At 74.8% G+C, this 11,191-nt stretch carries 12 protein-coding genes; 4 read left to right on the top strand and 8 right to left on the bottom strand.

Translation table 11 applies throughout. From position 1 onward, the window contains the following. The first annotated feature begins 81 nt into the window (after positions 1–81). The gene (locus ACIRBY_RS01665; protein ID WP_403894466.1) at positions 82–405 is read left to right on the top strand and encodes a hypothetical protein; all 324 of its coding nucleotides are present in this window, start codon (positions 82–84) and stop codon (positions 403–405) included. A 94-nt stretch (positions 406–499) separates the two neighbouring features. Then, a complete protein-coding gene (locus ACIRBY_RS01660) occupies positions 500–784 on the top strand; it encodes a chaplin (protein ID WP_403894463.1) in 285 nt (94 codons plus the stop codon). 103 nt (positions 785–887) lie between these two features. Here ACIRBY_RS01660 and ACIRBY_RS01655 read toward each other — a convergent pair whose 3' ends face one another. The 5 genes from ACIRBY_RS01655 to ACIRBY_RS01635 form a co-directional block, all read right to left on the bottom strand. Then, positions 888–1,751 carry a tyrosinase family protein gene (locus ACIRBY_RS01655; protein WP_403894461.1) on the bottom strand — a complete coding sequence of 288 codons (864 nt, stop codon included), beginning with the start codon at positions 1,749–1,751 and terminating at the stop codon, positions 888–890. 26 nt (positions 1,752–1,777) lie between these two features. Then, positions 1,778–2,146, bottom strand: coding sequence for a tyrosinase family oxidase copper chaperone (locus tag ACIRBY_RS01650; protein ID WP_403894458.1), 369 nt, complete (start codon positions 2,144–2,146; stop codon positions 1,778–1,780). A gap of 116 nt (positions 2,147–2,262) precedes the next feature. Next, entirely contained in the window at positions 2,263–3,411 is a 1,149-nt protein-coding gene (locus tag ACIRBY_RS01645) for an acyl-CoA dehydrogenase family protein (protein WP_403894455.1), read from the bottom strand. After that, entirely contained in the window at positions 3,408–4,598 is a 1,191-nt protein-coding gene (locus ACIRBY_RS01640) for an acyl-CoA dehydrogenase family protein (RefSeq protein ID WP_403894453.1), read from the bottom strand. Before ACIRBY_RS01640 ends, ACIRBY_RS01645 begins: the two co-directional genes overlap by 4 nt. Next, positions 4,595–5,572 carry an NADPH:quinone oxidoreductase family protein gene (locus tag ACIRBY_RS01635; RefSeq protein WP_403894450.1) on the bottom strand — a complete coding sequence of 326 codons (978 nt, stop codon included), beginning with the start codon at positions 5,570–5,572 and terminating at the stop codon, positions 4,595–4,597. The genes ACIRBY_RS01640 and ACIRBY_RS01635 overlap by 4 nt, the downstream gene beginning before the upstream one ends. A gap of 277 nt (positions 5,573–5,849) precedes the next feature. Here ACIRBY_RS01635 and ACIRBY_RS01630 point away from each other — a divergent pair, with 277 nt between their 5' ends. Both ACIRBY_RS01630 and ACIRBY_RS01625 read left to right on the top strand, forming a co-directional pair. After that, a complete protein-coding gene (locus ACIRBY_RS01630) occupies positions 5,850–6,971 on the top strand; it encodes a hypothetical protein (protein WP_403894448.1) in 1,122 nt (373 codons plus the stop codon). 106 nt (positions 6,972–7,077) lie between these two features. Further along, a complete protein-coding gene (locus ACIRBY_RS01625; RefSeq protein ID WP_403894445.1) occupies positions 7,078–7,674 on the top strand; it encodes an SMI1/KNR4 family protein in 597 nt (198 codons plus the stop codon). Between the two features lie 106 nt (positions 7,675–7,780). Here ACIRBY_RS01625 and ACIRBY_RS01620 read toward each other — a convergent pair whose 3' ends face one another. The 3 genes from ACIRBY_RS01620 to ACIRBY_RS01610 form a co-directional block, all read right to left on the bottom strand. After that, the gene (locus ACIRBY_RS01620; RefSeq protein WP_403894442.1) at positions 7,781–8,545 is read right to left on the bottom strand and encodes a PIG-L deacetylase family protein; all 765 of its coding nucleotides are present in this window, start codon (positions 8,543–8,545) and stop codon (positions 7,781–7,783) included. Positions 8,546–8,607: 62 nt separating this feature from the next. After that, positions 8,608–9,918, bottom strand: a complete 1,311-nt coding sequence (locus tag ACIRBY_RS01615; protein ID WP_403894439.1) for an alpha/beta fold hydrolase — start codon at positions 9,916–9,918, stop codon at positions 8,608–8,610. A 119-nt stretch (positions 9,919–10,037) separates the two neighbouring features. Then, positions 10,038–11,123 (bottom strand): S-(hydroxymethyl)mycothiol dehydrogenase, encoded by a 1,086-nt coding sequence (locus ACIRBY_RS01610; RefSeq protein WP_403894436.1) that lies wholly within the window; start codon positions 11,121–11,123, stop codon positions 10,038–10,040. Positions 11,124–11,191 lie beyond the last annotated feature (68 nt).

Here is an 11,191-nt window from a genome sequence, read left to right as displayed (position 1 = left end):
GGGCACTTCCAGCACGGTCGCACACCCGCCCGAGGGGTGACAAGGCGTGACCGGGTCCCGGGAGGGCCGGGTTGGACCGGCATGCGAGCGAACCTCATCCCCCCTGCCGCGGCGGCCCTGGCACTGGGCGCCCTGCTCTCGGCGGCCGCCGGCCCGGCGCAGGCCGCCGGGCCCGGATTCCAGTACGTCGGCCAGGACGACCGCGTCCACGGCGTGACCTCCCCGAAGGGCTGCGCGGAGGCGGAGGGCGGTGGCGGCCGCGCGGTCACGAACCACACCGGGCTCACCGCCTCCCTGTACCGCGAACCGCACTGCAAGGGCCGTGTCGTGGCCGTTCTGCGGCCGGATGCGGTCACTCCGGTCCGACCCTACTTCGCCTCTGTCCGTTTTTCCGTTCCCGGGTAGCCGCAGGGGCCGTGACCACTCGGCGCCCGCCGCGTTGTACGCCATGTCAAATGCCGCAGAGGATGCGGCGCCCACATCTCACGAGGAGATCTTGATGTCGCGTATCGCGAAGGCATTCGCCATCACCGCTGTCGCCGGTAGCACCGTGGCCGCCGGCGCCGGTCTGGCCGTCGCCGATGCCGGAGCGCACGGTGCGGCGGTCGGTTCCCCCGGTGTCCTGTCGGGCAACGTCGTCCAGGTTCCGGTTCACGTCCCGGTCAACGTCTGCGGCAACACCGTCAACGTGATCGCCCTGCTGAACCCGACCTTCGGCAACACCTGCGTCAACGCCTCCGGCGGCGGCCACCACCACACCGAGGGCGGCAGCTACGGCGAGTGATCGCCTCCCGCGCCTGACCGGCTGAAGGGCCCCCGCCGTGCGGCGGGGGCCCTTTCCGTGCGGCGCGTTGCGCACCCGGCCGGGCCGGTCGCCGCGGGCCGCCTCACTCGTAGCGGTAGACACCCCCGTGGCCGAGCATCTCGCGCGGGGTGACGTCCCAGGGCGGCATCGGCTCGTCGAGGGCGATCACCCGGCCGCGCTGGAGGTCGCCGGGCTCCAGGGGCGCGGCCGGCAGGTAGCCCGAGCCGGGGTGGCGCTGCTGCCAGCGGTCCCAGACGAGGTCCACGAAGGCGTGGTGCAGCCAGAACGCGGGGTCGTTGGGGGAGGTGCCGCCCGTCATGTGCCCGCCGATCCACTGGTGGACCTTGTTGTGGTTGCGCCAGCGCTCGCTCTTCGGCGCGGCCCAGCCCTCCAGCTTGTTGCGGAAACTGCCGCCCTCCGTGGTGGAGTTCCAGGGCGAGGAGTCGTAGACGGGATCGTCGATCGCCCACCGGAGTTCGGCGGCGGTCGGCAGGGAGATCGGACGGTCCGGCCGGCCGAGGTTGCGGGTGAGGAACGGGGCCTCGCTGACCCCGACGGTGATGGTCCAGTCCCCCCGCTCGTAGGCGAAGGGGCCGGTCGTCACCTGGCGGTCGCCCTCCCGGCCGGTGCCGCCGAGGAAGTCCTCGGCCCACAGGGAGGAGGCGGGGCTGGAGTCGGCGGTCCAGTCCCAGTAAGGGATGGAGAGCCGGGGGTCGAGCTCCCGCAGCCGCCTCTCGAACTCCAGCAGGTAGCTGCGGTGCCAGGGGAAGAACGACGGGGACATGTGCCCCACCCGCAGCTTCCGGTCCCGGTCGGGCACGAAGTAGGTGCCGTGGGTGCGCACGAACTCGTCGTAGGTGCCGTTGCGCTTGAGCTCCAGCAGCGCGGCCGTGAACCGCTTCTTCTGCGCGCTGGTGAGGTTCTTCTGGTTCTGCCGGGTGTACACCGCGGGGGTCCTCCTGTTCCCGTGCCTCAGCCGTGGTGCGGGGCGGCCAAGGCCAGCTGGGTGGTGCCGAGTTCGTCGACGGCGGCGCGGGCCAGCTCCAGCGGGGTCCCGTAGGACTGGAAGTGGTTCATCGCGCTGAGGTAGCTGCCGTCGGCGCGGCGCATGACGTGCAGGGGCCGGCCGTCGATGTGCACCGCCGCTCCGGCCGGGTCGACGCTGATGTGCCGGCCGCGGTAGGTCTCCTCGGTGAGCGGCGCCGGCCCCAGGGTCTGCCGCGGGCGGCGGGCGCGCAGGACGGGGGCCAGTGCGGCGGCCGTGCCGGCGAGGGCGGTCGCCCCGAACACCGTACGGAGGAAGGCGCGGCGGGTGCGCGGTACGGCGGCGCTGGCGTGCATACGGGTCTCCCTCGCTCGTTGGTCCGCGTACGGGGTCTAACGCGGAGTGGCGGGGGAGGTCACCTCGGCGGGGCGGGCGGGATCGCGGAGGGCCGCGGACCGCCCGCCCCGGCCGGCTACGGAGCCGGGAGTTCGGCGAAGTCGGCGACCAGGCCGAGGTGGTGGCCGGCGGTGCCGAGGGCGAGGGAGTCGGCCTTGGCCCGCTTGAGGTAGAGGTGGGCGGGGTGTTCCCAGGTCATCCCGATGCCCCCGTGGAGCTGGACGCACTCCTCGGCCGCGCGGACGGCGACCCCGGAGCAGTGGGCCTGGGCGACGGCCACCGTCAGCGGGGCGTCGGGGGCGGCCGTCGCGAGGGCGTCGGCGGCGGCCCGGGCGGCCGCGCGGGCGGAGGCCACCTCCAGCCACAGCCCGGCGAGGCGGTGCTTGAGCGCCTGGAAGGAGCCGACGGGGCGGTTGAACTGGTGGCGGCCGCGCAGGTACGCGACGGTCTCGGTGAGGCACCACTCGGCCAGCCCCAGCTGCTCCGAGGCCAGCAGGCCCGCCCCGGAGAGCAGGGCCCCGGCGACGGCCGCCCGTGCGGTGGCGGGGTCCGCGAGTCGGGTCCCGGCGGCGGAGTCGAGGGTGACGGAGGCGAGCGGGCGGGTCAGGTCCAGCGGGACCGCCGGGTGCAGGACGACGCGGTCGGCGGGGACGGCGTGGAGCCCGGTGTCGGCGAGGACCAGCAGGACGTCGGCGGCCACCGCGTCGGCGACGGAGGTGACGGTGCCGCTGAGCACCCCTCCCCCGGCGTCGTGGAGCGGCGCCGGCAGGGGCGCGCCGGGGGCCAGGGTGAGCGGCAGGGCGGGAACGCAGACGAGCCGGCCGGCGGCGAGCTCCCGCACCAGCTCCGCGGCTTCGGGGCCGTCGCAGGCGCAGGCGAGCAGGACCTCCGCGGCGAGGACGGAGCTGGTCAGGTACGGGACGGGGGCCACGGCCCGGCCCAGCTCCTCCAGGACCACGGCGGCCTCGCGGTGGCCCGCGCCCGCCCCGCCCAGCTTCTCGGGGACGAGCAGTCCGGCGGCGCCGATCTCCGCGGCCAGGGTGCGCCACAGCGCCGGGTCGTGGGGGCGGCCGGTCTCCGCGCGGGCGAGGACGGCCGCGGTGTCGCAGCGGTTGGCGAGCAGGGACCGTACGGCCGCTCGGAGTTCCTCCTCGGTGTCGGAGTAGAGGAGGTCGATGGGGGCGCGGGGGGCCGAGTGGCCCGGCCGCGGCGGGCGTGCGGTCATCGGGCGAGGTCCTTCCAGGGGGTGTCCTTGTCGTCACGCGGTTCGGTGGGCAGTCCGAGGACGCGTTCGGCGACGATGTTGAGGAGGATCTCGCTGGTGCCGCCCTCGATGCTGTTGCCCTTGGCGCGCAGGTAGCGGTATCCGGCGTCGCGGCCGGTGAAGTCGACGGTCTCGGGGCGGCGCAGGGTCCAGTCCCCGTACAGGAGGCCCTCCTCGCCGAGGAGTTCCACCTCCAGGCCGCTGATCTCCTGGTTGAGGCGGGCGAAGGTGAGCTTCATCCCGCTGCCCTCGGGGCCGGGCTGGCCGGCCGCGAGCTGCTGGCGCAGCCGTTCGGCGGTGAGCCGGGCGACCTCGGCCTCGACCCACAGGCCGAGGAGCCGCTGGTGCAGGGCGTGGGTGCGCAGCTCGGGGCGTTCGCGCCAGGCGGCGGCGACGGGGGCGATCATGCCGCCCTCGCGCGGGAGGCGCATGCCGCCGATGGAGACTCGTTCGTTCATGAGGGTGGTGCGGGCGACGGCCCAGCCCTCGCCGACGGCGCCGAGGCGGTGGGCGTCGGGGATGCGGACGCCGGTGAGGAAGACCTCGTTGAACTCGGCCTCGCCGGTGATCTGGCGCAGGGGGCGGACCTCGACGCCCGGGGCGTGCATGTCGCACAGGAAGTAGGTGATGCCCCGGTGCTTGGGGAGCTCCGGGTCGGTGCGGGCGATGAGGATGGCCCAGCGTGCGGTGTGGGCGCTGGAGGTCCACACCTTCTGCCCGTCGACCACCCACTCCCCGGTGGCCCCGTCGAGGACGGCGCGGGCGGCGAGGGCGGCGAGGTCGGAGCCGGCCCCGGGCTCGCTGAAGAGCTGGCACCAGACCTCCTCCCCCAGCCACAGGGGGCGCAGGAAGCGGCGCTTCTGCTCCTCGGTGCCGTAGGCGAGGATCGTGGGGGCCGCCATGCCCAGGCCGATGCCGATCCGGCGGGGGTCGTTGTCGGGGGCCCCGGCGGCCTCCAGTTCGGCGTCGACGACGGCCTGGAGGGTGCGGGGCGCGCCGAGGCCGCCGAGGCCCTCGGGGTAGTGGACCCAGGCGAGTCCGGCGTCGAAGCGGGCGCGCAGGAAGTCGGCGGGTGCGGTGGCCGCGGGCGGGTGGGCGGCGAGGAGGTCCCGGGTGCGGGTGAGGAGTTCCGCGGCGGTGGGGGTCATCGGGCGCCGCCGCCGGGCAGGGACGGTACGACGACCAGCCGGCCGGTGGTGGCCCCGTCGGCGACGCGCTGGACGGCGTCGGCGGCCCCGGCGAGCGGGACCCGTTCGCTGACCAGGGGCTTGATCGCCCCCTGGGCGGCGAGGCGGGTGAGTTCGGCGTGGCAGGCGAGCACGGCGGCGGGGTCCTTGGCGGCGTACAGCCCCCAGTGGAGCCCGAGGATCGAGTAGTTCTTCACCAGGGCGTGGTTGAGGGCCGGGGCGGGCACGGTGCCGCCGGCGAAGCCGACGACGACGATGCGGCCCTCGAAGGCGACGCACTTGGCGGAGGCGGTGTAGGCGTCGCCGCCGACGGGGTCGTAGACCACGTCGGCGCCGCGTCCGCCGGTGAACTCCTTGACCCGGGCGACGAGGTCCTCGGCGGTCCGGTCGACGACGAGGTCGCAGCCGAGTTCCTCGGCGGTCCGGGCCTTCGCCCTGCCTCCGACGACCCCGACGACGGTGGCCCCGGCGGCCTTGCCCAGCTGGACGGCGGCGCTGCCGACCCCGCCGGCGGCGGCGTGCACGAGGAGGGTCTCGCCGCTCCGGAGGCGGGCCCGGCGGTGCAGGCCGAACCAGCCGGTCTGGTAGCCGATGTGCAGGGCGGCGGCCTCGGCGTCGTCGAGGGCGTCGGGAGCGGGCAGCAGGGCCCGCGCGGGGGCGGTGACGTACTCGGCGAACCCGCCGTGGGGCAGGCTCGGGTTGGCGATGACGCGCCGGCCGTCCTCGGTCTCCCCGCAGACCTCGACGCCGGGGGTGAAGGGCAGCGGGGGCCGGATCTGGTACTGGCCCCGGGTGAGGAGCGCGTCGGGGAAGTTGACGTTGGCGGCGAGCACCCTGAGTCTGACCTCGCCCTCGCCGGGTACCGGTTCGGGGACCTCTTCGAGGCGCATGGCCTCGCGGGGCTCTCCGGTGGTGTGTACTCGCCATGCCTGCATCCGGGGCCTCCAGCCGCCGTCGAGGAACCACGCTCGGCGGCATACTAAGCGGTCGCTTGACGCCTTGGGAACCCTCGGCGGAACGGGCCCGCACCCGGTCCGGCCACCGCCCCCCTCCCTCACGCGCAGGAACGACGCATGAACAGGAGTACCGGGAGATAACATCAACTCGCCGCCACCACATGGCATATGACGCATCGGGGGTCCGTACGCCCGGAGCCGCCCGTTCCGGGCGCGCGCCCGCGCCACGGGCACACATCACAGGGGGAAGACAACGATGGACAGCACACGCACGCGCCGCGCCGCCTCGGCGGCGACCGCCGCCCTCGTCCTGGCCGGGATCGTCACCGCGGCCGGACCGGCCTCGGCGGCCCCGGCCTGCACGCCCCGGATCCAGGTCCTCGGCTCCATCGGGTCCGGCGGCTACCACGTGGGCAACCCGCAGCCCGAGGGGGTCCTCGGCCTCGGCACGGGCAACCTGTCCGTCGGCCGCTCCGGCGGCAGGCCGGTCTACTGGACCGGCACCCGGCTCCACAAGGTCCCGCTCCCCGAGGCCACCCCCTCGGGCGCGGTGCTCGCCGTGAACAGGAGCGGGCTGATGGTGGGCGGCGTCTACGGCGCCGAAGGCTACCTGTTCACCTACCGGGCGGGCGACGCCGCGGTCACCCGGCTGCCCGGCAGCGACTTCCAGTCCGACGACGCCGACGTCAACGACGCCGGGTACGTCGTCTCGCGCAACCGCAGCGGTCTGGGCGTCGTGTGGAAGGACGGCCTGAAGGTCCGAGACCTGCCGGTCCCGGCGGGCGCCGCCCCCGGCACCCGGATCGAACTGGCCACCGGCATCAACAACAAGGGCGACATCATCGGCATGGCCCGCGAGGACTACGAGGTCCCGGAGACCGGAGAGCACCGGGAGGGGACGTACCCGGTGCTCTGGCCCGGCGACGGCGGCCCCGCCGAGGCCCTGGCCCCCACCGGGCACGACAGCTACGTACAGGACCTCGACGAGAGCGGCCGCGTCGTCGGCTACGACTGGCTCGGCATGGCCTACCGGTTCACGCCGGCGACCTGGACGCCGCCCCACACCGGGCCCGCCTCCTTCCCCGGCACGCTCAAGACCCATCCGTACGGCACCTTCGAAGCGATCAGCCCGACCACCAACGTGTCGGTCGGCACCGCCAGGTTCCACCCGGACGAGCAGACGCTCCCCGACCAGGCGCAGCTGTGGCCGGGTACGGGGCCGGTGCTCGCCCTGCCCCGGCTGGCCCCGGGTCAGGCCAGCGCCGCCGCGTCGGTCTCGGACGACGGGCGGGCCGGCGGCGCGGCCGTCAACGCGGCCGGCACGCTGAAGCCGGTGATCTGGACCTGCGCCGCGCAGCAGGCGTACCTGCCGAAGTAGCCGGAGTGCGCGCGGGGGCGGGGGGCGTTCACCCCGTGAGCGGCCGGTCCCGGACCCCGCGCCCCCGCCGGGGACGCTGTCAGTGGGGTGCGGCACCATCGGGGACATGAAGATCCACGAATGGGAACCCTTCCTGCGCACCTGGAGCGACGAGCGCGGGGCCGCCCGGCGGGCCGAGGAGCCCTCGGAGCCGCCGCTGGGGTGGCTGGGCTTCGACCCGGCCCCGCCGGAGCGGATCGCCGCGCTCGAAGCCCGGCTCGGGGCCCCGCTGCCGCCCTCCTACCGCGCGTTCCTGGAGGTCACCGACGGCTGGCGGTGGGCCGGGGAGTTCGTGGAACTGCTGGCGCCGGCGGCGGAGGTGGGGCTGGTCCGGGAGCTGACGGCCTCCCTCCACGAGGACCTCACGATGTGGGAGCGGGAGGACCTGGACGCGGACCTCGACGAGGACGAAGAGGGGGAAGACGAGGAAGACGAGGAGGAGTACGAGAGCGCCCGGTGGAACCGCGCGGTGCAGATATCCCTGGCCGGGGACCAGACCTGGCTGCTCCTCGATCCCGGTGACGTGGACGGCGACGGCGAGTGGGCGGCGTACCGGTACTCCGCCTGGAGCGGGTACGGACCGCAGCGCCACGACTCCTTCGCCGCCCTGATGCGCGCCGAGTACCAGGGCTTCCGCGAGCTGCGCAGGCCCGAGGCTCCCTAGCCGCGCCTGAGGTGCGCGGGCCGGCGGGCGGCTCCGGCATGGGCGTCGGCCGCCCGCTCGACGCGCTGGACGGCGACCGGGGCGTTCGCCGCGGTCGCCGCCGCGGTCAGCGGGGGAAGACCTCGAACGGGACCGCCGGGACACCGCCGAAGCGGGCCGCCGCCTGCTGCACGTTGCCGGTCAGGAAGTTCCTGACGTACTCGTGCGGGTCCTCGTCGGTCAGTGCCGCGATGTACGCCTTGTGTTCCAGCAGGGAGTGCACGGCGCGCTCCAGCCCGGGGCCGGCCTCGACCGCGTGCGTCGGCGTGGTGGTGCCCGACACCGCGACCCACCGCACCCCGTCCCACGGCTCCAGGCCCTGCTCGGAGATGAGTTCGGGGAAGATCCACCGGTTGCCCGCGTCCCCGGCGGCGTCCAGGACGGCCCGGCCGACGGCCTTGTGGTCGGGGCTGTTCCAGTTCCCGCCGCCGTCCGCACCGCCCCAGGTGTCCCGGTGGTTGAGCGTGATCACCAGTTCGGGGCGGTGGCGCCGGATGGCCGCCGCGATGTCCCGGCGCAGGGCCGGGCCGTACTCGATCACGCCGTCGCGGTGTTCGAGGAACTCCACCGTCGAGACCCCGACGACGGCCGCGCCGGCGCGCTGCTCGGCCTCGCGCAGCGGGGCGCACGCGTCCGGGGCGACCCCGTCGATACCGGCCTCGCCCCGGGTGGCGAGCACGTAGGCGACCTCGCGGCCGCCGTCCGTCCAGTGGGCGATGGCCGCCGCGCAGCCGTACTCCAGGTCGTCGGGGTGGGCGACCACCGCGAGGGCGCGCCGCCAGTCGGTGGGCATCGGCTGCAAGGGCGGTTGCTGATCGGCGTGTTCGGTCATAGGCCGCACCCTAGACGAACGGGCCGTCAGGGGCCGTTCGTGGCACCGCTCGACGGGACGGCCTACTCGTCGAGCAGGGTCAGGAGGCGGTCCAGGACGCGGGGGCCGCTCGCTCGGACGCCGTCGTGTTCGTACTCGTTCGTCACCCAGGTGCGCAGGCCGCGGATCGCGGCGGCCGTGCGCAGGGAGTGCCCGGTGTCGACGTACATGTCGTCGTGGTAGACGGCGGCCGCCACCGGGACCTCGTTGGCGGCGAGCCGGGACGGGTCGTAGAGCGGCTGCCAGCCGGTGCGGGCCGCCAGGAGTTCGGCCGTGTCGCGCAGCGGGGCCAGGGCGGGGTCGACGGTGAAGTGCCAGGGGTGGATGGTCTCGCCGGTGAACAGGAGGGGTTCGGCGCCCTCCAGGGTCTTGGCGGCGTCGAAGCGCGGGTGGGCGGCGCGGACGCGTTCGGCGGCCCAGCCGGTGGGGACGGCCGGGTCCTGGGCGTAGATGGCCTCGTGGAGGAGGGCGTAGAGGGGGTGGCCGGCGAAGGAGAGGTGGGAGCGGACCGCTTCGAGGAAGGCGTCCGAGAGGACGGGTCCGGCCGGGGTGGTGAGGAAGGCGTCCTCCAGCAGGTAGTGGAGCTGGTGGCTGCCGTCGCCGGTGCCGAGGAGCAGGCCGAGGGACTGGAAGGCCTCGGTGGTGAGCCGGTAGCCGCCCGGGAGTTCAACGGGGTGCTCGGCGAGGTGGGCGGCGATGCGGCGGGCGCGCTCCACGTCCATGGGGTAGCGGGCGTAGTGGGTGAGGTTCTTGCGCTCGACGCGGGGGTAGGCGGCCTCGTACACCTGGGTCGCGGTGGCGTCGAGGGAGGGCAGTCCGCCGGTGATCAGGGCGGCGGTGAGGCCCTCGGGTGCGGTGGAGAGGTAGTGGGTGGCGCAGAAGCCGCCGAAGCTCTGCCCGAGCACGGTCCAGGGGGCGCCGCCGGTCAGGGCGCGGCGGACGGTCTCGGCGTCGCGGACGATGGAGTCGGCCCGGAAGCGGGCGAGGTGGTCGGCCTGCCGGGCGGGGGTGCCGCGCAGGGGCAGGGTCTGCCGGTTGAGCGGGGTGGAGCGGCCGGTTCCGCGCTGGTCGAGGAGGAGGACGCGGTAGTCGGCGAGGGCCCGCTCCAGCCAGGCCTGCCGCCCGGTGAAGCGCCGCGCCCCGAAGCCGGGGCCGCCCTCCAGGTAGAGCAGCCAGGGCAGCCGGTCGGGGTCCTTGCCGCTCGCCACGACCTCGCGCGCGTAGAGCTCGATGTGCTCGCCGTCGGGGCGGGCGTGGTCGAGCGGCACGCTGAAGCGGTGGTCGGTGAGGACGACGCCGGGCTGGCGGTAGCTGTGGCTGCGCTGGCGGGTCACGGAAGGCCCCTGGGGTCTGGGTGCGGGCCCCCGGCCGGGGCCCCGGCCGGGTCGCGGCCGGGGCGGGCGGAGGTGTGCGGTCCGGCCGAGTCTACGGAACCGCCCCCGCCGTCACCGGCTCAGAACTCGACCACCGAGCGGAGCACCTCGCCGCGCTCCATGCGGGCGAAGGCCTCCTCGACCCCGTCGAGCGGGATGGTCTCGGAGACGAAGGCGTCGAGGTCGAGCCGGCCCTGGAGGTAGAGGTCGATCAGGAGCGGGAAGTCGCGCTCGGGCAGGCAGTCCCCGTACCAGGAGGACTTGAGGGCGCCGCCGCGGCCGAAGACGTCGAGGAGCGGGAGTTCGAGCTTCATCTCCGGCGTCGGCACGCCGACCAGCACCACGGTGCCGGCCAGGTCGCGGGCGTAGAAGGCCTGCTGGTAGGTCTCGGGGCGGCCGACGGCCTCGACGACCACGTCCGCGCCGTTCCCGCCGGTCAGCTCCTGGATCGCCTTGACCACGTCCTGCGTGCGGCCGTTGACGGTGTGGGTGGCGCCGAGTCCGCGCGCCCACTCCAGCTTCCGGTCGTCCAGGTCCACGGCGATGATCTTCGAGGCGCCGGCCAGCCGGGCCCCGGCGACCGCCGCGTTGCCCACTCCCCCGCAGCCGATGACGGCGACCGAGTCCCCGCGCCCGACGTTGCCGGTGTTCAGGGCGGCGCCGAGGCCGGCCATCACCCCGCAGCCCAGGAGGCCCGCGGCGGCGGGCGAGGCGGCCGGGTCCACCTTGGTGCACTGGCCGGCGGCGACGAGGGTCTTCTCCGCGAAGGCCCCGATGCCCAGCGCCGGGGAGAGCGGGGTGCCGTCCTCCAGGGTCATGGGCTGGGTGGCGTTGTGCGTGGCGAAGCAGTACCAGGGGCGCCCGCGCTTGCAGGCCCGGCAGGTGCCGCACACCGCACGCCAGTTGAGGACCACGAAGTCGCCGGGGGCGACCGAGGTGACGTCCGGGCCGACGGACTCGACGACGCCGGCCGCCTCGTGCCCCAGGAGGAAGGGGAACTCGTCGTTGATGCCGCCCTCGCGGTAGTGCAGGTCGGTGTGACAGACCCCGCAGGCCTGGACCTTGACCAGGGCCTCGCCCGGCCCCGGGTCGGGCACGAGGATCGTGGTCGTCTCCACCGGTGCGCCCTTGCTCCGCGCGATGACTCCTCGTACGCGATGTGTCACGTCGTACCCCGTTCTGATCGGTTCGGTCTGGATCACCGAACGTACACGGGCGGCGCGCGGTACGGGAG

The sequence above is a fragment of the Streptomyces sp. NPDC096136 genome (genome assembly GCF_044763325.1).
Lineage (GTDB): Bacteria > Actinomycetota > Actinomycetes > Streptomycetales > Streptomycetaceae > Streptomyces.
Note: the sequence above shows the minus strand (reverse complement) of the source record. Positions and strands in the feature narration are given on the sequence as shown.

Coding starts and splice junctions, on each gene's coding strand:
- ACIRBY_RS01665 (WP_403894466.1), top strand. CDS start 82: ATGCGAGCGAACCTCATCCCCCCTGCCGCGGCGGCCCTGGCACTGGGC.
- ACIRBY_RS01660 (WP_403894463.1), top strand. CDS start 500: ATGTCGCGTATCGCGAAGGCATTCGCCATCACCGCTGTCGCCGGTAGC.
- ACIRBY_RS01650 (WP_403894458.1), bottom strand. CDS start 2,146: ATGCACGCCAGCGCCGCCGTACCGCGCACCCGCCGCGCCTTCCTCCGT.
- ACIRBY_RS01645 (WP_403894455.1), bottom strand. CDS start 3,411: ATGACCGCACGCCCGCCGCGGCCGGGCCACTCGGCCCCCCGCGCCCCC.
- ACIRBY_RS01640 (WP_403894453.1), bottom strand. CDS start 4,598: ATGACCCCCACCGCCGCGGAACTCCTCACCCGCACCCGGGACCTCCTC.
- ACIRBY_RS01635 (WP_403894450.1), bottom strand. CDS start 5,572: ATGCAGGCATGGCGAGTACACACCACCGGAGAGCCCCGCGAGGCCATG.
- ACIRBY_RS01630 (WP_403894448.1), top strand. CDS start 5,850: ATGGACAGCACACGCACGCGCCGCGCCGCCTCGGCGGCGACCGCCGCC.
- ACIRBY_RS01625 (WP_403894445.1), top strand. CDS start 7,078: ATGAAGATCCACGAATGGGAACCCTTCCTGCGCACCTGGAGCGACGAG.
- ACIRBY_RS01620 (WP_403894442.1), bottom strand. CDS start 8,545: ATGACCGAACACGCCGATCAGCAACCGCCCTTGCAGCCGATGCCCACC.